This window comes from Pontibacter chitinilyticus (genome assembly GCF_039748935.1).
Lineage (GTDB): Bacteria > Bacteroidota > Bacteroidia > Cytophagales > Hymenobacteraceae > Pontibacter > Pontibacter chitinilyticus.
In genome coordinates this window covers 26,001-47,019 of sequence record NZ_JBDIZJ010000011.1, presented here as the reverse complement: position 1 = coordinate 47,019, position 21,019 = coordinate 26,001, and the positions used below count along the sequence as shown (strand labels likewise).

At 51.5% G+C, this 21,019-nt stretch carries 22 protein-coding genes; 12 read left to right on the top strand and 10 right to left on the bottom strand.

Going from position 1 to position 21,019, the window contains the following annotated elements; translation table 11 throughout:
- The first annotated feature begins 81 nt into the window (after positions 1-81).
- The 4 genes from ABDW72_RS15655 (at position 82) to ABDW72_RS15640 (ending at position 2,744) form a co-directional block, all read left to right on the top strand.
- A complete protein-coding gene (locus ABDW72_RS15655) occupies positions 82-735 on the top strand; it encodes a Crp/Fnr family transcriptional regulator (RefSeq protein ID WP_347159535.1) in 654 nt (217 codons plus the stop codon).
- A gap of 92 nt (positions 736-827) precedes the next feature.
- A complete protein-coding gene (locus ABDW72_RS15650; protein WP_347159534.1) occupies positions 828-1,610 on the top strand; it encodes a sulfite exporter TauE/SafE family protein in 783 nt (260 codons plus the stop codon).
- Positions 1,611-1,700: 90 nt separating this feature from the next.
- The gene (locus ABDW72_RS15645; RefSeq protein WP_347159533.1) at positions 1,701-2,258 is read left to right on the top strand and encodes a YeeE/YedE family protein; all 558 of its coding nucleotides are present in this window, start codon (positions 1,701-1,703) and stop codon (positions 2,256-2,258) included.
- Positions 2,259-2,330: 72 nt separating this feature from the next.
- Positions 2,331-2,744 (top strand): DUF6691 family protein, encoded by a 414-nt coding sequence (locus ABDW72_RS15640; RefSeq protein ID WP_347159532.1) that lies wholly within the window; start codon positions 2,331-2,333, stop codon positions 2,742-2,744.
- Between the two features lie 82 nt (positions 2,745-2,826).
- Here the strand turns inward: ABDW72_RS15640 and carB are convergent, their stop codons facing one another.
- A complete protein-coding gene (gene carB, locus ABDW72_RS15635) occupies positions 2,827-5,640 on the bottom strand; it encodes a carbamoyl-phosphate synthase large subunit (protein ID WP_347159531.1) in 2,814 nt (937 codons plus the stop codon).
- A 195-nt stretch (positions 5,641-5,835) separates the two neighbouring features.
- Here carB and ABDW72_RS15630 point away from each other — a divergent pair, with 195 nt between their 5' ends.
- From ABDW72_RS15630 to ABDW72_RS15600, 7 genes are all read left to right on the top strand, one after another.
- Positions 5,836-6,342 (top strand): hypothetical protein, encoded by a 507-nt coding sequence (locus ABDW72_RS15630; protein WP_347159530.1) that lies wholly within the window; start codon positions 5,836-5,838, stop codon positions 6,340-6,342.
- 57 nt (positions 6,343-6,399) lie between these two features.
- The gene (locus tag ABDW72_RS15625) at positions 6,400-6,621 is read left to right on the top strand and encodes a hypothetical protein (protein ID WP_347159529.1); all 222 of its coding nucleotides are present in this window, start codon (positions 6,400-6,402) and stop codon (positions 6,619-6,621) included.
- Positions 6,622-6,889: 268 nt separating this feature from the next.
- Positions 6,890-7,261 (top strand): hypothetical protein, encoded by a 372-nt coding sequence (locus tag ABDW72_RS15620; RefSeq protein WP_347159528.1) that lies wholly within the window; start codon positions 6,890-6,892, stop codon positions 7,259-7,261.
- Positions 7,262-7,427: 166 nt separating this feature from the next.
- Entirely contained in the window at positions 7,428-8,789 is a 1,362-nt protein-coding gene (locus ABDW72_RS15615; protein WP_347159527.1) for a lysophospholipid acyltransferase family protein, read from the top strand.
- 216 nt (positions 8,790-9,005) lie between these two features.
- Entirely contained in the window at positions 9,006-9,464 is a 459-nt protein-coding gene (locus tag ABDW72_RS15610) for a hypothetical protein (RefSeq protein ID WP_347159526.1), read from the top strand.
- Between the two features lie 99 nt (positions 9,465-9,563).
- Positions 9,564-11,072, top strand: coding sequence for an HTTM domain-containing protein (locus ABDW72_RS15605; protein WP_347159525.1), 1,509 nt, complete (start codon positions 9,564-9,566; stop codon positions 11,070-11,072).
- A gap of 83 nt (positions 11,073-11,155) precedes the next feature.
- Positions 11,156-11,503 carry a hypothetical protein gene (locus ABDW72_RS15600; RefSeq protein WP_347159524.1) on the top strand — a complete coding sequence of 116 codons (348 nt, stop codon included), beginning with the start codon at positions 11,156-11,158 and terminating at the stop codon, positions 11,501-11,503.
- 77 nt (positions 11,504-11,580) lie between these two features.
- On the opposite strand, the gene ABDW72_RS15595 is transcribed toward ABDW72_RS15600, so the two are convergent.
- From ABDW72_RS15595 to ABDW72_RS15580, 4 genes are all read right to left on the bottom strand, one after another.
- Positions 11,581-12,018, bottom strand: coding sequence for a hypothetical protein (locus tag ABDW72_RS15595; RefSeq protein WP_347159523.1), 438 nt, complete (start codon positions 12,016-12,018; stop codon positions 11,581-11,583).
- A 197-nt stretch (positions 12,019-12,215) separates the two neighbouring features.
- Complete coding sequence (locus tag ABDW72_RS15590; protein WP_347159522.1) at positions 12,216-12,656, bottom strand: hypothetical protein; 441 nt, start codon at positions 12,654-12,656, stop codon at positions 12,216-12,218.
- A 285-nt stretch (positions 12,657-12,941) separates the two neighbouring features.
- Complete coding sequence (locus ABDW72_RS15585; RefSeq protein ID WP_347159521.1) at positions 12,942-14,216, bottom strand: zinc dependent phospholipase C family protein; 1,275 nt, start codon at positions 14,214-14,216, stop codon at positions 12,942-12,944.
- A 62-nt stretch (positions 14,217-14,278) separates the two neighbouring features.
- Positions 14,279-15,070 carry a phosphatase PAP2 family protein gene (locus ABDW72_RS15580; RefSeq protein ID WP_347159520.1) on the bottom strand — a complete coding sequence of 264 codons (792 nt, stop codon included), beginning with the start codon at positions 15,068-15,070 and terminating at the stop codon, positions 14,279-14,281.
- 138 nt (positions 15,071-15,208) lie between these two features.
- Here ABDW72_RS15580 and ABDW72_RS15575 point away from each other — a divergent pair, with 138 nt between their 5' ends.
- Positions 15,209-15,772 (top strand): DUF4864 domain-containing protein, encoded by a 564-nt coding sequence (locus ABDW72_RS15575; RefSeq protein ID WP_347159519.1) that lies wholly within the window; start codon positions 15,209-15,211, stop codon positions 15,770-15,772.
- Positions 15,773-15,849: 77 nt separating this feature from the next.
- Here ABDW72_RS15575 and ABDW72_RS15570 read toward each other — a convergent pair whose 3' ends face one another.
- From ABDW72_RS15570 to ABDW72_RS15550, 5 genes are all read right to left on the bottom strand, one after another.
- Positions 15,850-16,350 (bottom strand): GNAT family N-acetyltransferase, encoded by a 501-nt coding sequence (locus tag ABDW72_RS15570; RefSeq protein ID WP_347159518.1) that lies wholly within the window; start codon positions 16,348-16,350, stop codon positions 15,850-15,852.
- Positions 16,351-16,477: 127 nt separating this feature from the next.
- Entirely contained in the window at positions 16,478-16,963 is a 486-nt protein-coding gene (locus ABDW72_RS15565; protein ID WP_347159517.1) for a CHRD domain-containing protein, read from the bottom strand.
- 217 nt (positions 16,964-17,180) lie between these two features.
- Positions 17,181-18,278 carry an efflux RND transporter periplasmic adaptor subunit gene (locus tag ABDW72_RS15560; protein ID WP_347159516.1) on the bottom strand — a complete coding sequence of 366 codons (1,098 nt, stop codon included), beginning with the start codon at positions 18,276-18,278 and terminating at the stop codon, positions 17,181-17,183.
- 39 nt (positions 18,279-18,317) lie between these two features.
- Positions 18,318-19,568 carry an ABC transporter permease gene (locus ABDW72_RS15555; protein ID WP_347159515.1) on the bottom strand — a complete coding sequence of 417 codons (1,251 nt, stop codon included), beginning with the start codon at positions 19,566-19,568 and terminating at the stop codon, positions 18,318-18,320.
- A gap of 188 nt (positions 19,569-19,756) precedes the next feature.
- Positions 19,757-21,001: an ABC transporter permease gene (locus tag ABDW72_RS15550; protein WP_347159514.1), complete on the bottom strand. Its 1,245-nt coding sequence runs from the start codon at positions 20,999-21,001 to the stop codon at positions 19,757-19,759.
- Positions 21,002-21,019 lie beyond the last annotated feature (18 nt).

Here is a 21,019-nt window from a genome sequence, read left to right as displayed (position 1 = left end):
ATAACGACGAGCACCAGGCCACGCGCCTCAGGTGCTCGTCGTCGTTTTGAGGTTAAGGGCGAATCCCGTATCTTGACCGCCATGATGGATGCCACCTACAAAGAATCGCTCCGGCAGCGGTTCCCGCACTTTGAGCCGGCGCTGCTGGACGAGCTGCTGCAGCAAAGCACGGTACGCGAACTCCGGGAGGGCGAGGAGGCACTGCGCACCGGGCAGTACATCCGCTCGGCGGTGCTGCTGCTGCACGGCCTCCTCAAAGTATACCGCGAAGACGACGAAGGCAACGAGTTCCTGATGTATTACCTGGAGCCCGGCAGCGCCTGCGCCCTTTCCATTATGTGCACCTCCCAGAGCGAGCAAAGCCAGGTAAAAGCCCAGGCCGTGGAGGCCTCGGAGGTAATCATGATTCCCTCGCACCTGTCGGAGCAGTGGCTGGGCAAGTATAAAAGCTGGCACAACTTCGTGATCGGCTCTTACCGGCAGCGCTTCGAGGAGCTGCTGCTGACCCTGGACAGCATCGCCTTTAAGGCCATGGACGAGCGCCTGGTGTTTTACCTGCGTCGCCATGTGCAGGTAAGCGGGCAGCAGGAGGTGCGGCTCTCGCACCAGCAGATTGCCGACGAGCTCAACAGCTCCCGCGAGGTTATTTCCAGACTGCTGAAAAAGCTGGAGCAGGCGGGCGCCCTCACCCTCCACCGCAGCTACATCGCCATCCACTCGCTGGAGGGCTTTTAAAATTTTGGCTGATTTTATACTTGTGTGATGCAAGTCACTGAAGGCCGCCGCGGCAACCGGTACTTTTGCACCTGGTTACCAACCTCTACTACATGGAACTTCTCGGATATTTTGCTGCCCTGCTCATTGGCGTTTCTTTAGGACTTACGGGGAGCGGCGGCTCCATCCTCACGGTGCCCATTCTGGTATACCTCATCGGCCTGAGCCCCGTTATCGCCACCGCCTACTCGCTTTTCATCGTGGGCCTCACCAGCCTTGTCGGCAGCTTCTCCTATTACAAAAAGGAGCTCATTAGTTTCAGAACCGCGCTGGTGTTCGGCGCGCCGTCGCTGGTGGCGGTGGTGCTGACGCGCAGCTTCCTTATTCCGGCCATACCCGAACATATTGCCACCGTCGGCCCGTTTATACTTACCAAAGACCTGCTACTGCTGCTGTTCTTTGCCCTGATGATGGTGTTCGCCTCGTTCAGCATGATCCGCAAACGTGACCTGCAGCCGCAGCGCGGCCTCCGCTATGGGGCGGTGCTGGCGCAGGGCGCGGCGGTGGGGCTGCTGTCGGGGTTGGTGGGCGCGGGCGGCGGTTTCCTCATCATCCCGGCGCTGGTGCTGCTCACCGGCCTGGATATGAAAGTGGCCGTGGGCACTTCGCTGTTCATCATCGCGGTCAACTCGCTGCTGGGCTTTGTCGGCGACATCTTCCACTACCGCATCGACTGGGCTTTTCTGGTGACGTTCTCGCTGCTGTCGGTGGCGGGCATCTTCATCGGTACGGCCTTCTCGGCGCGCATCCAGGGCGAGAAGCTGAAGGTAGGCTTTGGCTGGTTTGTGCTGGCCATGGGCCTTTACATCCTGCTGCGGGAGCTTTTCCTTTCCTGAAAGGGACACTGGGCATTGCTTTTGCTTCTCTGTTTCCTGTATCGGGCATGTATACTTTCTAACTTTAGAACTTTCTAACCTTCCAACACTATGATTGAGACACTGAGCCAACCGTGGCCGTGGTACGTTTCCGGCGCTGTGATTGCGCTGGTGATGGTGCTGCTGCTGTTCTTCGGCAAGTCCTTCGGGTTTTCGTCTAACCTGCGCGTTATCTGCGCCGCCTGCGGGGCCGGCAAACACGTCCCCTTTTTCGACTTTAACTGGCGCAGCCAGGTATGGAACCTGCTGTTTCTGGTGGGGGCCATTGCCGGGGGCTGGGTTTCCGCCACGTTCCTGACTAACCACGAGGCAGTGCAGCTCTCGCTGGCCACCGTGCAGGACCTGAAAGCGCTGGGCTTTGCCGCCCCTACCGGCCTGCAGCCGCAAGAGCTGTTTGGCACGGCGGCGCTCCTGCACCTCAAGCCCGTGCTGGTGCTGCTGGGCGGCGGCTTCCTGATTGGGTTCGGCTCGCGGTATGCCGGAGGCTGCACGTCGGGCCACGCCATCAGCGGCCTGTCTAACCTGCAGTGGCCGTCGCTGCTGGCGGTGGTCGGCTTCTTCATTGGCGGCCTTGTCACCACGTTTGTCCTGCTGCCGCTGCTGTACTAAGGCGGCGCGGCGGGCAGTAGCCGGCAACTGCCATACTTATACTTCTATACTTTAGCTGTTACCTGAAAAGAGATGAAAGGATTGAAATTTATACTTGCCGGCGTGTTGTTCGGCATCGTGATGAGCAAATCGGAGGCTATTTCGTGGTACCGCATCCAGGAGATGTTCCGCTTCCAGTCGTTCCACATGTATGGCATCATTGGTACGGCCGTGGTGCTGGGCGCCCTCGCCACCTTTGTTATCAAGAAGTATAAACTGCGCGACGTGCAGGGCAACCCCATTGTGTTCGTTCCCAAGGAAAAGTCGGTGGCGCGCTACCTGCTGGGCGGCATTGTGTTCGGCCTGGGCTGGGCACTGACGGGCGCGTGCCCCGGCCCCCTGTTCGTGAACCTGGGCTACGGCTACTGGCCTATCCTGCTCGCCATCGGCGGCGGCCTGCTGGGCACCTATACCTATGGCCTGCTGCGCGACAAGCTGCCGCACTAACTGAACAACTGCCTCCCCTAAACAGGGAAGCCCCTTCTATACTTTAGAAGGGGCTTCCCTGTTTGCGAAAGTACTAGAGCGCTTACTTGCTCAAGTATAAATTGCGCTCGGAGTATACGTTGGTGAAGTAATCGTCCTGCAGGTCATCGATGAAGTAGATAGACTCACCAGTAGACTTCATCTCCGGCCCGAGCTCCTTGTTCACTTCCGGGAACTTGTTGTAGGAGAACACCGGCACCTTGATGGCATAGCCATGCTTGTATGGATTAAACTCGAAGTCCTTTACCTTCTTGGCGCCTAGCATAATCTTGGTGGCGTAGTTAATGTAGGGCTCACGGTAGGCCTTGGCAATGAACGGAAAAGTACGCGAGGCACGTGGGTTGGCCTCAATGATGTACACCACCTCGTTTTTGATGGCAAACTGGATGTTGATGACGCCCACCGTTTGGAGCGCCACGGCAATCTTTTTGGTATGCTCCTCAATCTGGCGCAGCACGTTCTCGCTCAGGTCGAAGGGCGGCAGCACGGCGTAGGAGTCGCCGGAGTGGATGCCGGCTGGCTCAATATGCTCCATAATGCCGCAGATGTGCACGTCCTCGCCGTCGCAGATGGCGTCGGCCTCGGCCTCGATGGCGTTGTCCAGGAAGTGGTCGAGCAGCACCTTGTTGCCGGGGTGGTCCTTCAGCAGGTCAATCACATGCGCTTCCAGCTCCTTCTGGTTAATCACGATTTTCATGTTCTGGCCACCCAGTACGTAGCTCGGGCGCACCAGCAGCGGAAACTTCAGTTCTTTGCTCAGCTCCAGCGCCTCCTCGGCCGTCTCAATTACAGCAAACGGTGGATACGGAATATCCAGGTCGCGCAGCAGCTTAGAGAACGAGCCGCGGTCTTCAGCCAGGTCAAGCGCTTTATAGCTGGTGCCGAAGATTTTGATGCCGTAGCGGTCGAGCTTCTCCGCCAGTTTCAGGGCTGTCTGCCCGCCCAGCTGCACAATCACGCCCTCCGGCTTCTCGTGCAGAATAATGTCGTAGATGTGCTCCCAGAACACCGGCTCAAAGTATAGCTTGTCCGAAATGTCGAAATCTGTCGAAACCGTTTCGGGGTTGCAGTTAATCATGATGGTTTCGTAGCCGCACTCTCGGGCCGCCAACACCCCATGCACGCAGCTGTAGTCGAACTCAATGCCCTGGCCGATGCGGTTGGGGCCGGAGCCCAGCACCACTACTTTTTTGCGGTCTGACACGATGCTCTCGTTCTCGCTATCGAAGGTGCTGTAGTAGTAGGGGGTGCTCGCCTCGAACTCGGCGGCACAGGTATCCACCATTTTATACACGCGCGTAATGCCCAGCTCGGTGCGTACGCTGTGTACTTCGCTTTCTTTACAGCGCAGCAGGTGCGCGATCTGGCGGTCAGCGTAGCCTTTCACTTTGGCTTCGCGCAGCAGCTCCGTGGGGATAGTGGCAAGGCTATACTTCTGGATCTCCTTCTCCATCACGTCCAACTCCTCGATCTGCGCCAGGAACCACGGGTCAATCTTCGTCAGGTTCTGGATAGTGCTGGTTGGAATGCCGATGCGCATGGCATCTTTGATGCTGAACAGGCGGTTCCAGCTCGCGTTCTTCAGACTATAGATCAGCTCGTCGTAATTCGTTTTCTCTTTGCCATCAGCGCCGATGCCGTTGCGCTTGATCTCAAGGCTTTGACAGGCTTTTTGCAGCGCCTCCTGGAAGGTGCGGCCGATGCCCATCACCTCACCTACCGACTTCATCTGCAGACCCAGCTTACGATCGGCACCCGGAAATTTATCAAAGTTCCAGCGTGGGATCTTCACGATCACATAATCCAGCGCGGGCTCAAAATAGGCCGAGGTGGTTTTGGTGATGGCGTTCTTCAGCTCGTCCAGGTTATAGCCAATGGCCAGCTTAGAGGCTACTTTGGCGATCGGATAACCCGTTGCTTTAGAAGCCAGGGCCGAGGAGCGGGAAACACGCGGGTTAATTTCGATGGCGATAATTTTATCATCGGCAGGGTTTACGGAGAACTGCACGTTACAGCCGCCGGCAAACTGCCCGATGCCGTTCATCATTTTGATGGCCAGATCGCGCATTTTCTGGTATACCGTGTCAGGCAGCGTCATGGCTGGTGCTACGGTAATAGAGTCGCCGGTGTGGATACCCATCGGATCAAAGTTCTCGATGGAGCAGATGATGATTACGTTGCCTACGTTATCGCGTAGCAGTTCCAGTTCATACTCTTTCCAGCCAAGTATACTTTGCTCAATTAATACTTCGTGTGTGGGTGAGGCATGCAAGCCGCGGGTGAGGGCAGCATCAAATTCTTCCGGCGTATTCACAAAGCCGCCGCCGTAGCCACCCAGCGTAAACGACGGGCGAATTACCAGCGGGAAGCCAATTTCCTGTGCGATCTCTTTGCCCTCCAGAAACGAGGTGGCTGTCTCGCCTTTGCACACGTTTATGCCCAACTCTAGCATTTTCAGGCGGAACTGCTCGCGGTCTTCGGTGGTTTCGATCGCTTTGATATCAACCCCGATTATCTTGACGCCATACTTCTTCCAGATACCTGCTTTCTCGCAGTCGATGGCCAGGTTCAGCGCCGTCTGGCCACCCATGGTTGGCAGTACCGCGTCGATCTGGTGGTTCTCCAGAATCTCGATGATGTACTTCTTCTCCAGGGGCTTCAGGTATACATGGTCCGCCATTACCGGATCGGTCATGATGGTGGCGGGGTTGGAGTTGATGAGCGTTACCTCGATTCCCTCCTCGCGCAGCGAGCGGGCGGCCTGAGAGCCGGAATAATCGAATTCGCAGGCCTGGCCGATAATGATGGGACCGGAGCCAATGATGAGAACAGATTTGATGCTGGTGTCTTTCGGCATGGTAGGGTAAGTATAAATTGCTCAAAGTTAAGGCTAAATGTTTGGGGGTCCAAAGGAAAAATGACCGAAGCGCACAAGAATGATAAAATAAAGGAATTCTGGTGCAGCATTTTTCCAAAAGTATCTTGTAGTATAAATAGAAAGCCCTATATTTAAATTCTTATATAACATACCCTGTCAGACACTCTCCTTTATATGAAACAACTTTACACCCTGTTTGCCCTGCTGCTGTTTGCCCTCACCTCTGCTGCCCAAAGCACCGACTGGAAAACCAAAGAAGACTACCTGCGCGACACAGCAGAAGTAGCCAAAACGATTAAATGGCTGGAGCAAAACCCTTTTCCGGACGAGTATAGTGAGCGAAAGAAAAAAGCACAATATGCCTTTAAGTGGCTAGAAGGGGCACCTTACACGGTTACCCTGGATGCCACCTTCCTGCAAGCAATCCTCGAAGACAAGAAGTTTGCTTACAAAGACATGATGGTGCCGCAGTTCGCCTTCGGCAAGGGCCTTTACCTGATCGAGCACAATGGCGCGAAGAATGAGTATGAAGCCAACCTCCGTGGTGTGCAAAGTATGGTGATGCTCTACAAAAAGATAAAAGCTAAAGACAGCCGGGCCAAAAACAAGCTGCTGGAGAAAATGGAGAAGGCCGCAGACCAGAACGAACTTGCTGCCTATGTGCGCGAGCAGATGCGCTAATGACTAAATGCAGGCTTTACCCGTACTACAGAGTATGTATAACAAATGCTTACCTATATGGAAACGCCTGAAGAAGACAATATTATTACCAATGCCGACGAAAGCAAACGCCTTCCTGATGAAAACCCCGAGCCGCTGGAGGGCATAAAAAAAGGAAGTGTGGATATTCTGGAGAAAGGCTTTGAAGGCCCGGAAGATGGTGGCAATGTAGCTGCCAAAACCGAGGAAGGAACCCACAAGCTGGATGGCAGCAATGCCAACAACCTCCGCACCAAATAAGCCTACACCCTGCACTTCTCCGGCAACTTCTGCACCGGAGAAGTGCAGGGTCTTTCTATCTATATTTTGGCATGCTACATTTTATGCCCGCTCCTGCCACTCCACAAAGCAGTACTTTTATACTTGAATTACTCCTCTTGCAATGTTAACTTATCTTAAAACTACGTGAAAGGCTTTGAGAGGAAACAATAAATAATTAAACTTACTCTATGTAAGTTGCACTTGACACAGCCGCGGTATGGTATGCTTTCATTCTGACTACCTGCATATGGAGTTTTACGCCGCACATGGTGTACTCATCAGCCAATGGTATGGTAAATGCAGCAGTCAGCAGTACCGTGAGGCAATGCTCCTGGCCTCCTCCGTCATTGCACAAGAAGGTGCCCCTTTCTTTATACTTGATAGCAGGCTACTGTCGCAAATACCGCAGCAGGACGAGCTCTGGACCAACAGCGAATTCCTGGCAACATTCCGGCAGTTGCCGCTCAGGCGCTTTGCCCTGCTCAATTCTTTTAACGAAGGAGCCGCCCGCCAAATGCACCATTTCCTGCACCCTGCCCAGCCGCTCTCCTTTAATGTTCGCATTTTTGACGACCTTAATTCTGCCTACGACTGGCTGATTGCCAAAAAGGCAGCTTAAATCTCCCTTGCACGAAATCCTTTCTCGCTGTTACTGCTACAGCGCACCTGTTCTATAACAAATCGTTTCGTTTAGCAGCTGGTCGCGCCCGGAAAATCAGGCTAAATAAGTATATTGGCAATGCTTTATTTAACTGAAGCCTGATCATCCGAAAACAAGGCCGCACATGCTGTACGCTATACTTAAGTTAATTTACCGGATCGGGCTCCGGGTGTTTTTCAGCGAGCTGGAAGTACGTAATCGCCACCTGCTGCCGGCACAGGGGCCGTTGCTGATCGTTTCAAATCACCCGAATACGTTTATGGACCCGGTGGTAATAGCAGCCCAACTGCAGCAGCCCGCCTACTTTATTGCCAAAAGCACGGTGTTCGGTTCCAGGCTACAGAACTGGCTACTCGGCAAGATGCATCTTATTCCTATTCACCGCCGCGAAGACACCCCGGATCAGCCTGTCAGCAACGAGGAGGCGTTTGCCGCCAGTTTCAGGGCATTGGAGCAACAGAAAGCACTAATCATTTTTCCAGAGGGGAACAGCTTTAACCAGCGCCGCCTGCGCAAAATCAAGACCGGCACCGCCCGTATTGCCTTGAGTGCCGAAGCAAGTACCGGTTTAAGCCTGCAGATACTGCCGGTAGGGCTTAACTACTCCGCTCCTACTCGCTTCCGGAGCAGCGTTTTTGTAAATGTAGGCAAGCCCATTGCTGTTTCAGAGTATGTAAAGGCTTATAGCACAGATAACCATGCAGCCGTGCTGGCGCTTACAGAAGAGATTCGCTACCGCCTGGAAAAGCTCATCATCAACACTCCGACAGATGAGGAAGATGCACTGGCACGCCAGGTAGAGGAGATTTATGGCGAGAAACTGGGGGAGATAGCTCCGGTAGGGGCTACACCACATGAAAAAGACTTCCTGCTGACCAAAGGCCTTGTGAAAAGCATCATTTATTTCAGCCAGACACAGCCAGACCGCGTGGAAGAGTTACGGCAACAGATAACGGGCTACCTGCAGCAGTTGCACCACTTGCACCTACAGGATGCTTTGCTGGGCAAAGGCAAACGTACCGTGCTGCAGCAAAGCATCTCCCTCTCTTTATACCTGCTGTTGGGCCTGCCGGTATACTTCTACGGGCTCCTGCACAACTACCTGCCCTACCTTATTCCTTCCCGGATTGCCCATGCTGCTACCAAAGAAGAGGAATGGTATGCGCCTATTATGCTGACAGCAGGCATCTTTACTTTTCCGCTGGCCTATGCGCTGGAGTGCTGGCTGGCAGCAGAAATAACCGGTGCTACGCTGCCGGCCATGCTTTTATATGTCGTAAGCTTGCCCTTGAGCGGGTTTTTTGTACTGCATTACTGGCATACCCTGCGCCAGACGCAAGAACACTTTACGCTGCTGCACCTCTTTGCCCGGCGGCAGCCGCTGGTTAATAACCTTCGGCAGCAGCGGCAGGAAATAATGGCTGCCCTGGAACTTGCCCGCCAGGAGTATCTGCAGGAGCTTCAGCAGCACTCAAGTTCGATTTAAAGCAAGTATGCGCCTGGTGCCACCTATCCAAAAATGGCCCATCAGGCACAATGCATCTATTTGATATTATCTGATTATAAGCTGCTTATAATATTAAAAAAGTCTTTTATACAGAATATTTGCACAAATTTAATTCACCTTTTATTTTCTGGCGCGTACAAGGATTCTTAAGAGTTGAACAATTAGCTCTGAATAAACAAACAAACTTTGAAAGCTATGAAAAAGAATTTTGTAAATATCTGTGCTTCAGCCTTTGTTGTAGCCGGATTACTAGCCAGTTGCTCTACTACTGACAGCGCCACCGATGGTGGCACCGATACTATGGACGATAGCTACGGCACAACAACCGGCACGACAGATACCGGCACAACCACAACTGGCACTACGGATACCGGTACTACTACCGGCACGACCACATACGGTACAACCACTGGCACTACCACCACAGGTACAACAACCGGCACAACGGATACCGGTACTACAACTACCGGAACAACAACTGGTACCACTACTTACGGTACTACTACTGGTACTACAACTACGGGTACCACAACAACTGGTACTACCACCGGCACGACCACATATGGTACAACAACCGGTACTACTACTGGCACCACAACAGGTACTACTACAGGAACTACAACTGGTACAACGACCGGCACTACTACAATGTAGTGCTCCTACATCAACAACTAAGTAATAATCAGACAGAAAGGCAAGCACCAGCATCCGGTATTGCCTTTCTGTTTTTTTCACCCCTATTGCTGGCAGCGGATGAAATATCTGGAGCTATACTTCCGTAACGTGTTCACCGTAGACCTGCGGGCGTTAGCCATCATGCGCATATGGATTGCAGGCGTTATTCTGACGGATTTAGCAATACGGGCAACTGATCTGGAGGCACATTATTCTAACATGGGCGTATTACCGCTCTATGTGATGCACCAGTACCTATGGCCCACTCAGTTTGTTTCGCTGCATGCCCTCAGCGGTATGTGGCAGGTAGAAGCTATTTTATTTATAATTGCGGCAGGTTTTGCCGTGTGCATGCTGCTGGGCTATAAAACCAGATTGTCAACGGTGGTGAGTTGGCTGCTGTTGGTCAGTTTGCAAAACCGCAATACGCTGATAACACAGGGTGGCGATGACCTGCTCCGGATGCTGCTGTTCTGGGGCATGTTTCTGCCTTGGGGCCGCTACTATTCATATGATGCTACACAGCAAAAGCAGCTGCCAACTGCTGACACTACGTACTGCAGTGCCGCCACAGCAGCCTATATTCTGCAGATCTTCCTGATTTACTTTTGCACGGCCTTACTCAAGAACTCTCCCGAATGGCGCACCGAAGGTACCGCCTTATACTATGCGCTCAGCCTGGATCAGATTCTGATGCCGGTCGGAAAGCTGATATACCCGTACCCGCACCTGCTGCATGCCCTGACGATTACCACGTTCTATGTAGAGCTCCTGCTACCGTTTTTACTGCTGCTCCCGTTTTACAACAAGTTTTTCCGGATGGTAGTGGTCGTGGTGCTGCTGGGATTTCACATTGGTATCAGCCTGACTTTGTTTGTTGGCCTATTTTACCTGATCAACATTGCTTCGCTGGCAGGTTTGCTGCCTACTCCGGTAATGAATTGGCTGGACAGGCGGTTGCTTGCTTCGTTCCGGCGTCCTTACACAGGGCACTTCAAACGTATTTTCCAGCAGATCCGCAGACCTTCACTGGTAAGTATACGTGTGCACTTGCGGAAGCCTTTGATTCCGCAAGTGCACCTGCTGCCACAGTTCCGGGAAGGCTTTGTCAGTGTCGTACTGCTGTATTGCATCTGGTGGAACCTGAGCGGCACCAACCTCAAAATAAAAAAAATGCCCGACGGTAGCCGATGGTTTGGCTACCTGCTGCGCCTCGATCAACATTGGGGCATGTTTGCGCCTGTGGTGTTTAAAGATGATGGCTGGTATATTCTGGAAGGGCACACAGGCAACGGAAAATTAATTGACCTGAACCATGAGGGCGAAGCAGCCAATTATACCAAACCTGCTTCTGTGGTATCTTTGTTCAAGAACGACCGCTGGCGAAAGTATTCGGAAAACTATCTTTTTATCCAGAACGCCTATATGCGCCCCTACTATTGCCATTACCTGATGCGCCGCTGGAATGAAGCACACCCGCAGCACCAGGTCAGCAAATTGGACGTGATTTATATGAAAGAACCCTCGCTGCCCGATTACCAGGTGGCTATACCCAGCCGCGAGGTACTTTGCAGTTGTGCTAAGTAACGTAGTAATACTGTAGCTGGCCATACAACTAATACAATTTCATTTATCCATACATCTTACATGAACTTTAAAATTAAATTGCTATGAAACGAACATACGTAATGCTAGTAGCAGGTGCGCTTCTTACATCGCCTTGCCTCATCAGCTGCTCCTCTGATAACACGACCGGAGTAGATACGCAGGGAGAAGGTATAGATACCCCAAATACCGGCGCCGTAGACAATGACATGAATGCCACTGACGATATGAATGGCACCATGGATACCACCAGCATGACCAGCGGATCCACTACCGGCACAACCACAACAGGTACGACAGCAGGTACAACCGCCGGTACTACTACTGCCGGAACAACTGCTGGTACCACAGCAGGAACTACAGGAAGCACCGCTGGCAGCACCACCGGAGGAACAACTGGCGACGGCTTATAATACACTATATCATCTATAAACAAGAACGGCAGGGACCAGGTCCCTGCCGTTCTTGTTTATAGATGAATTGCTGCCGCTTATTCGTTTCCGATTAGACTACCGATGGCACCTGCAATTATTCCACCGAGCAGGTAATAACCCACTGTCATGGCTTGCGTTTCGGGTGTACGGTTGCTGGGAGCCTCGCCCAGGCCCAGTGGCCCAGGCAGGTACAACGCGCCCGCGCCGGCTGCAGCACCCAGTAATGTTCCCCGCCACAGCGCATCTTTGCCGGTACCCGCAAAGCTATAGTAAATGGCGTTCGAGACAATATCACCGGTCAGTGCCCAGCGGTGCAGTTCCTGCTCATCCTGCGGTGGTGTTTCGCCAAGCTCCTCCATAGTTTTGGAAATAGCCCGCATACCCAGTATATCCATACGTGGGGCTTCGGGCACAAAACGCCGTACTGTTTCATGCAACAACGTTAATGCGCAGGCGCCGGCCAGGCCTCCTACCAGTGCTTTCATCATGCTCATAGTTCCTGATTTTAGTTGTGCTTTACCTAAGCATATCTATATAGCCAATTAGGCGGCAGAAGGTTACATCAAAAGCCTGTGCATGGAGCAATCAGCCATTTTGCTGCCTGAATGCCCAAGGCCGCACCTCACCTGTAAGGCATAAAAAAGCCGGACTATACTATATAGTCCGGCTTTTTTGCTTGAACGCTTGCGTGTTATTTTACCCGCGCATTATAAGAGCTGCGGCCGGTAGTATTTTTAGACGAAATTTTCGATCCGCCTTTTTTATTCATAGAGTTCATCGCGATCCAACCGGCACCTAAAGCCAACAGCGAGCCGCCTACCACTTTCTGTGTAGTGCTCAGGCTGTTTACCTTTTCTGATGCAGTAGTTCCGAACTGCTGCAGCTTATCTGTAATACCCAGTTGCTGTATCTTATCTGTGATGCTGTTTAAGCCGCCTTTACCGCTTGTGCCTTGCTGGCTCTGGCTGCTGCCGGTAGTGGTTTGTTTGCTGCTTTGCGAGCTGCCTTGTGCTTGTGTTGCGCTGCTTCCTGCAGTGCTGCTGTGTGCAGTAGTGTTGGTAGTTGTATTTGTTTTATTTCCTTGTGTCTGGTTTTGTGATGCATTAGATGCATTATTCGTGTTGTTTTCCATGGTATTAGTACGTTAAAGATTTATTACAATTTTCTAGTCTGGTTCTTTGCCTGCTCTTCTATCGTTTTCAAACTAAAGCCAGAACTTATTTTATCGCGAAAATCAACATAGGGTTACAAAAAATGTATATTTTATGGAAAAGCTACCTTTACAGGGAAGCAGGTACTATTCTATTTTCCTCTTATTGGCTATAAATTATACTATACTTTAGGTGCAAAAAAACAGCATGTATGGCAGATCGGATTTTTATCATATAAACTATACTACACTTCAGAACTAACTTGCTTATTCTTGCAGCGTGACAGTCTGTAGTTTTTCCAGTGCTTGCTGCGCCTGCTTCCATTCGTCCTGATCCTCTGCTATCTGTTCCGGCGCCTGCACATGACTGTAAAACTGGTTCAGATTACTGCGCAGCGCCGGAGTAAGCTTTTTGAAATCGTCTTTCGAGAGCTTATCCAGCAGCTTGGCATAGGTTTTATCCGCCAGTTTGTAAGTGCCCGGCTTGGTAGGTTTACCGGTGTCTAACTCCAGGTTTTGCAGTTGCGGCACATTTTCCTGCTGTTGCATTTGCCTGAGAAAGGCGCTGTAATGTGTCACCGTTAGGTTAAAGCTCTGGAAGTATACTTCTTCGGCTTGCGGAGTAGGTGGCACAAAAGCCAATGGACGCAGTGGCCCTAACTTCGGAAGCAGCTTGATACCCCAGGCAAGTACCCGTGCAAAAAGCCGGGGCTGCTCGTAGTCGTTTCCCCACTGCTCCTGAAAGCTGGCACGTCGCATCCGGTATATAAACTGGCGTCGGGTGGTGCCGGGCTTCGCCGCCTGAATTTCCTTTTTCTTGGCCTGCCATGCTGCTTTAGTCAACTCAGGGAAAATGCCTCTGATCGTATAACGGTACGTACGTATGGCTAACGGCAAGCTTACAAACACATCTTTCAGTTCCAAGCCATAGGTTTCTACAAATGCCTGCTCCAGCACCTCCTGCGCTACTTCAAAACCTATAAAATCGTGGTAAGCCTCCGGCGGATAGTTGCCGCGGGCCACCTCCAGCACATCAAAGCCAAACTCAGTTTTAATATGGGAAATCGCATCATCGGCATACGTTACCACCGGCCCATACTTTGCCTCTACTTCCGGGTACACCAAGGGCACTGCCCTATTGGTGCCTGTCGGGTGTCCGTATACATCGGCGTTGAAGTGTGCCAGCGCTCCGAGTGCAAAGGCATATTCATTGAGCGTATGGGCATCCCGGAGCAGGTGCTCCACAAAGTCCCCGCTCCGGACATAGTGCGTCAGGTCAGTAAAGAAAGTGCTTCCAAACGGATAGTACCCCATGTCCTGTATAATAGAGCCGCCATAAGCATACGCATGTGCTTTCCGGAGGTCGTCTTTGGTGGCGTTAGCAAACCGGTGCAGCAGGAGCGGTTGCAGATCCTTTTGCCATACGGCATCGATCACGGCCTGATGGGTAAGCATACTGTAAGCTGCGGCAGGGCGCGCAGCAAAGCACAGGCTGAAAAGTATAAATACAAGGCAGAAACTAATGCGGAAATTCTTTATCATAACACAGGACTTAAGTATATCTGCTATGCCAAGTATAGGCTTTAACACATATACTTACATTCCTATGTTTTGTTCCGACTGCTTGTCTGCGGCTCGTTAGTGGCCATTACTTCTGTTAAACTAATGCCTACCAACAACCACAGCATGCCCAACAAAAAACCCGCCAGCACATCAGAGAGGTAATGCACGCCCAGGTAGATGCGGCTAAAGCCAACTACAATGATAAGCAAAGCCGCCGCTGCCACTATCAACTGGCGCTGGTGGCGCTTACGGTAAGCCCTACACAGGAAATAAGCGATCAGGCCGAACTGCGCCAGCACGGTAGTGGCGTGTCCGCTGGGGAAGGAAAAATGTTCTACATCATAATATGCTACGTTGGCCGGGCGGTCGCGACTGACATACTTCTTGCCATACTTGGTGGAGATGCCCACGCCTGCCAGGGTGATCCAGAAAGCGATCAGCAGCGCATACTTCTTCCGGAACAGGCATATGATGGTCAGAATGCCGCCAATGACGAAAACAGCCCATTGCTCCCCGAGTTGCGTGGCCACGTACAGCACCTGGCTCAGCCATTCGGTGCGCATGCTGTAGAGCATTGCCGTAAAAGTTTTATCAAATGTAACGATGCTCTCCGACTCGATCACCTGCTCAGCCAGCTCAGAAAGCAGTGCCAGGTTAATGCAAAAAGCCAGTATAATAAACGTTAGCGGGAGCCCTGTAAATACCTGGGGGTTACACCGCCTGGCAATAAAACCGGCCAGGGCAGGATAACGCTTCCGGAACCGTTGCACCACCGGCCGGTGTAAAAACCAGGCAACTGCCTGCTGTACGTAGTGGGTCAGAACATTTTTCATGGAGAAGCAACTCTTGGCATATACGAAGGGCGGTTTATTTGTTTGCCGTTAACCTCCGCTGGCTTCTGCTTGTGCATCATACACCCGTAAATAAGCCCCTATCACAACATTCCGCTTCTTTCTGAAGTACATATTTTTATGAAGGGCCTAGATCATGTGTTCGATAAGATAATGCTCGCCACCGGGCTGCTACTGCTGGTGTGGGTTTGGGCAAAATTTCCTCCGGTACCTCTTGCCGACAGACAGGAGGATGAAGCTGCCTATTTTATTACGAGTCCTGAAGAAGGGTATACTGCTAAATGGACGCATGTGCGGCCAGATAAAAGCCTGGCGCCCCACGAGGTAATACGTATACAACTCATGGCCCTGCAACAGAACGACAAGCATGACAGCGGCGTGATCACTGTTTTCAACTTTTCATCGCCTGTCAATAAAATGTACCTGGGCCCTATCAACCACTTCCGGATGATGGTGCGCGACCCGGCGTACAACTCCATGCTCAACTTTAAGAAGTATAAAGCCGGGCAGCTGGTTACCACTGGCGACATGGCATACCAACTAGTAATAATTACAGGGCAGGACGGCCAGCAAACTCCTTTTCTATTTATACTTGCGCGGCAACACAGAGGCGCTTTTAAAGGCTGCTGGATGACCGAAGGCGTAGCCCGCATGGAACCGCAAGCGCAAACCAGCCTCATTTAAAAGCATGCACAAGTCAGCAAAAAGGCTCCGGGAAATATTTCCCGGAGCCTTTTTGCTGTTAGTCAGGTAGGTATACGTTATACTTCAGATCCTGTTGCCAGGTCAAGCTCCATCTTGATGTCTGCGCGCTCATAGATGCTGGGCGGCAGTGGCACTTCGACAAAACCAAGGCGCTCATACAGGTTCAGAGCTGTTTGCAGGCGGCGGTTAGATACTAAGTAGAGCGTATGGGCACCGGCGCGGCGCGCTCTGTCTACAGCCGCTTCGCCCAGCATCCGGCCTATTTTCATGCCTTGCATTTTAGGGGCAACCGCCATCTTCGACAGTTCAAAAACGCCCTCCCCATCTTTAATCAAAGCGCAGGTACCCACAGGCTCCCCGTTAAACAAGGCCATTAGAATATAACCGCCTTTGTTGATGATGTATCCTTGCGGATCGCTGAGGGATTTGTTATCTGCCTCTTCCATCACAAAGTATTTCGAGATCCACTCGTGGTTGAGATCATAGAAAGCTTTGGCGTAGAACAAGTTGAAGTCTACAATTTGTATAGCGGAGGGAGTGTTATAGTGCTGTGCCATGCTGTATGAAAATGTGATTGGCTACAAAGGTAGAAAACCACTCTTAAACTTATACCTAAACTCCCATCAAAAAGCCCCTGCTATAGTTTTGCTATAGCAGGGGCTTTAAAGTGAAGATAACTCGTACTTATTTGCGCAGCAGGTTGCCTCGCATCTCACCTGTGGGGTGCGTGGTACTGTGGATGTTAAAATACCACTTGCCGCTCAGCAGTTGGTCTTCCTCTTCTTGCGTTAAAGGGCGGGTAGAGCCGGAGTAAGTGCCGCCGCTGCTGTCAGAGAAACCAGTAACCGGAATCACAACCGGCGCGCTCTCATTTGGAGAGGCTGGTCCGTGGAAGTGCATGCCGGTAGTGTTATCATCCAAATCGCTCAGTACCCACGTCACGTTATAGGTGATTACCTTTGTTTCCTTGTTATACACGCCATTAAACATTCCTGTCGCCAGAGAATTTCCGAATGCCGGTACTTCGTTCTTGCTGCTAAGCTCTACGTTATTGAAGCTCACCAGATCCAGTTGGATCTCATCGTCATCATTACAACCCCACAAAAAGGTGGTCAACAGCATCAGGCTGAAAAGCAGCACAGAGCGATAATTGAAATCTTTCGCTTTCATAAAAATTTTCATAACAGGTTTTATTTAAATTACAGTAGCTGACTAGGTTATAATTTACTTATTATGAAAAGAAAAGATAAACAGCAGCTGCCTTTATTCCGTGAGCTTGTTCAAATGCGGGCCCGAACAGGCACTTTGGCCAAGTATAAACTTCGGCAGCACCCGGGCTTTACAGCCAACACTATTATTTTTGCCCGGCGGAGTTTTAAACGCCCTATCAGATATTCTGTGCCACAGCAGCATCCGGAATTTTCACTTTCTCTGTCTTTTTAAGGCCTGATACAACCTCAATATTGATGCCGTCTGACAGGCCGGTTTTTACCATGCGTTTCTCAAATACCTGCGGCGACGTTTCTACCTCTACATAAGGCTTATCCTTTTCAAACTTCAGCATACTTTCTTTAATGGCCATAACCTTTTCGCGTTTGTCGAGCACAATATCGGCGTTGGCGCTGTAACCGGCACGAATGAAGTCGTTGCCATTCAGCGATACTTTCGCCCGGATCGGGAACTTGATCGAGCCTTCTTCATCTACTCCTTTTGGTGCGATATACTCCAGTTTGGCATTGAATACGCGGCCTTCGATGGCACCGATGGTGAGCAGCAAATCCATGTTCTCCTTCAGCTTGCCAACTTCCGATTCATCAATCTTGCCTTCAAAAATGAGGCTGCCCATATCGGCCACTGAAGCAATGGTAGTGCCTTCGTTAAAGTTGTTGCGCTCAATGATGGAGGTACCCACTTTTACCGGCACATCCAGCAGCATGCCGTCTATGGTAGAGTATACCAGGTTAGAGGACTGGCCGCTGCGTTTAGAGGCCCCCTCACGCACCAGTTGCAGGTTGTTTTCTGCCGATTGTAGCCCCTCCTGCTTCAGACTAAAGTCGGCTTTATACTTGCGGTACTCCATGTCAGAGATCACCTTCTGCTGGTACAACTGCTCATTGCGCTCAAATTCGCGTTTAGCTTCCTCGTAGTTGATGCGGGCCGTTTGCACTTCGCTTTCGGCATTGTTCACGCTCACAATGTTAGGCACAATGCGAATCTTGGCCAGCAGCTGCCCTTTCTTAACGCTTTGCCCCGCCTCTACATACAGGTCTTCCACAATGCCCGACACCTGCGACTTTACCTGCACCTCACGCCGCGGCACAATAGAGCCGGTAGCTACCGTTTTCTTCACAATGTCACTGGTAAAGGGCGCTTCTGTTTTGTAAACCACCGGGTCGGTGGTCGATTTTTTGTAGAAGTAGTAGCCCAGCCAGCCAGAGAGCCCCAGAAAAACCAGGATAAACAAGCCTAATAAAACCTTTTTCATAGTATAGCTATCATTATTGTTTCGTATTTGCTTCCAGCCTTATTCATCGCGCAGCGCGACCACCGGGCTTACCCGGGCAGCTTTGGCGGCGGGAATCAGGCCTGCCAGCGCGCCGGTAAATACCAGCAGCAGCGTGGCCGTAACCGCAACGCCCAGGTTGATTTCGGGGATGCCGAAAAAGCCCGCCTGCACATCAAAGCGGCGCATGAGGTACTCCACCAGCGCAATAATGCCCGTACCTGCCATTAAACCTATATAACCCGAAAAGCCCGTGATCACCACCGACTCCTGAATGATGAGGCTGATGATGGACCAGGGGGTAGCCCCCAGCGCTTTGCGGATGCCAATCTCTTTGGTGCGTTCTTTCACCACGATCAGCATGATGTTGCCCACCCCGATAATGCCGGCGAAGATGGTGCCGATGCTCACCAGCCAGCTAAACCCGGCAATACCCGCGATCATGCCCTGCACATCCTGAAACTCCTGCTCTATGTTGGCCGAGCCAAAGGCCTTGAGGTCAGTGGGCGCTACCTGGTGCCGCTGCATCAACAGTGTTTTTACTTTCTCTTCTACCACCGCAGCAGGTATACCTTGCTTGGGTATCAGGGCCATAAACCCAACTTTATTTACCTGGTTGAAAGTTTGCTGGAATGCGGCGAGCGGAACGTAGATCACTTTAGAATCTTCCACAATGTCCTCGCCTTTACCAAGCGGCTGAAAAGTACCCACTACCTGAAACCAGCTGCCTTTGATGCTGATATACTTGCCAATCGGGTTCTTCTCACCCGGAAAAAGCACTTCCAATATGCGGGGGCCGACGATGGCTACTTTGCGCCGGTCCTGCATATCGAGGCCATTGACAAAGCGGCCGGAGGTTACTTTCAGCGGCTTTACAGCCAGCAGTTCGGGGGTTTCGCCATTCACGGTAAAGGCGGAGCTTTTATCTTTATAGTTCACCGTAAAGTCGCCCCAGAGCTGATTGCTGGGGGCCACCACGCCTACTTCCGGTATGTTCGCTCTGATAGCAGCTATGTCATCGTTTGTGAGCTGTACATTCCGGCCCGCTTTCAGGCCCATGTAAGGCACACTGGTGCGCTGCGTCCAGACAAAAACAGCATTCTTTGCTACGTTGAACTCACTTGTAATGCCGTTCTCCAGGCCTTTGCCCGCACCCAGCAGCACTACCAGCATAAAGATACCCCAGAACACCCCAAAAGCCGTTAACGCCGTGCGCAACCGGTGCTTTTTGACGGTGGTGTAGATCTCCGCCCATTTATCGATGTCTATCATACCTTATTTATTAGGAATAATTAAATTTTGAATGACTGAATAAAAGCACATACAACTGCAAATGCCTTTTAATTAAGCTTTGCCGTCTTGCGGCTAAGCTACTTACAGGATGACATGGTAAAGGTTCACTCAGTAGTCAATCCATCTCTTCATTCAAAACGCTGTTATTCAGTTAATCAAAATCAACTTTAATCCGCCCGCAAGGCTTCTATCGGTTTAATGTTAGCAGCTTTCAGGGCGGGCATGAGTCCAGCCAGGGCACCTGCCAGCACCAGCACTATTGTAGCCGAAACAGCCACACTCAGGTCCACCTCCGGGTTAGCGAAAAAAGGCGCTTCCATACCCGACGATACCATCATGTACTCCAGCAGCGCCAGTATACCGGTGCCCAGCAGCAGCCCCATGTAGCCTGAAAAGGCCGTGATCACCACCGACTCCTGCAGGATCAGGCTCACGATAGAAAAAGGAGTAGCTCCGAGAGCTTTGCGCACGCCTATTTCGCGGGTGCGCTCTTTTACAATGATCATCATGATGTTACTCACCCCCACAATACCTGCTATCAGGGTGCCGATGCCCACGATCCAGACGAAGATGCGGATGCCGCTGAACAAGCCCATTACTTTCAGGTATTCGGTTTCATCATTTTCAATGCCAAGCGCCATATCGTCGTCTTCTGAAAACTGGTGCCGTTGCGCCAACAAAGTACGCAGGCGCTTTTCCATCTCCGTAGCGGGTACGCCATTCTGCGCCACCAGCGCCATCATCTGCACCTCATTGGGCTGGCTAAATGCAGCCTGAATTGTTGAGAAAGGAATGTAAGCCCGTTCTTCGCGGCGGCCACTGTTGTTGCCGCTCGCTTTAAAGGTGCCTACCACTTTAAAATAAATACCCCGAATGTTCACATACTTGCCTACCGGGTCTTCGTCCAGGAAAAGCACTTTGCTGGCCTGCTCTCCGAGCACGATCACTTTGCGCTTCTCGTTTTCATCAAACTGGTTTAGCAGGCGCCCCCGAAAGGCACGTTCCCCGTTCAGCTCCAGAAAAACTGGCTCAGCGCCAAACACCTGGTAAGAGCCGTTCTGTTTTTTATAGTTGATGGTATACTCGCCCGCTACCCGGTTGCGCGGCGCCAGCATATTCAGGTCGGCAATCTCGCGGTTAATGGCTTTCAGGTCATCATTGGTCAACTTGATCTCGCGGCCGGGCTTCATGCCTTTGTGTGCCACAGCTGTTTTGCCGCTCCATACAAAAATGCTGTTCTTGGCCCCATCACCGAAGCGATTGTACACGCCGTTCTCCAAGCCTTTGCCCGCGCCCAGCAGCAGCACCAGCATAAAGATGCCCCAAAACACACCAAAGGCTGTCAGGAACGTACGCAGTTTATTTTTCTGCATCGTGCCCAGTATCTCCTGCCATTTATCCAGGTCAAACATCTGCTGCTTTGTTTATTA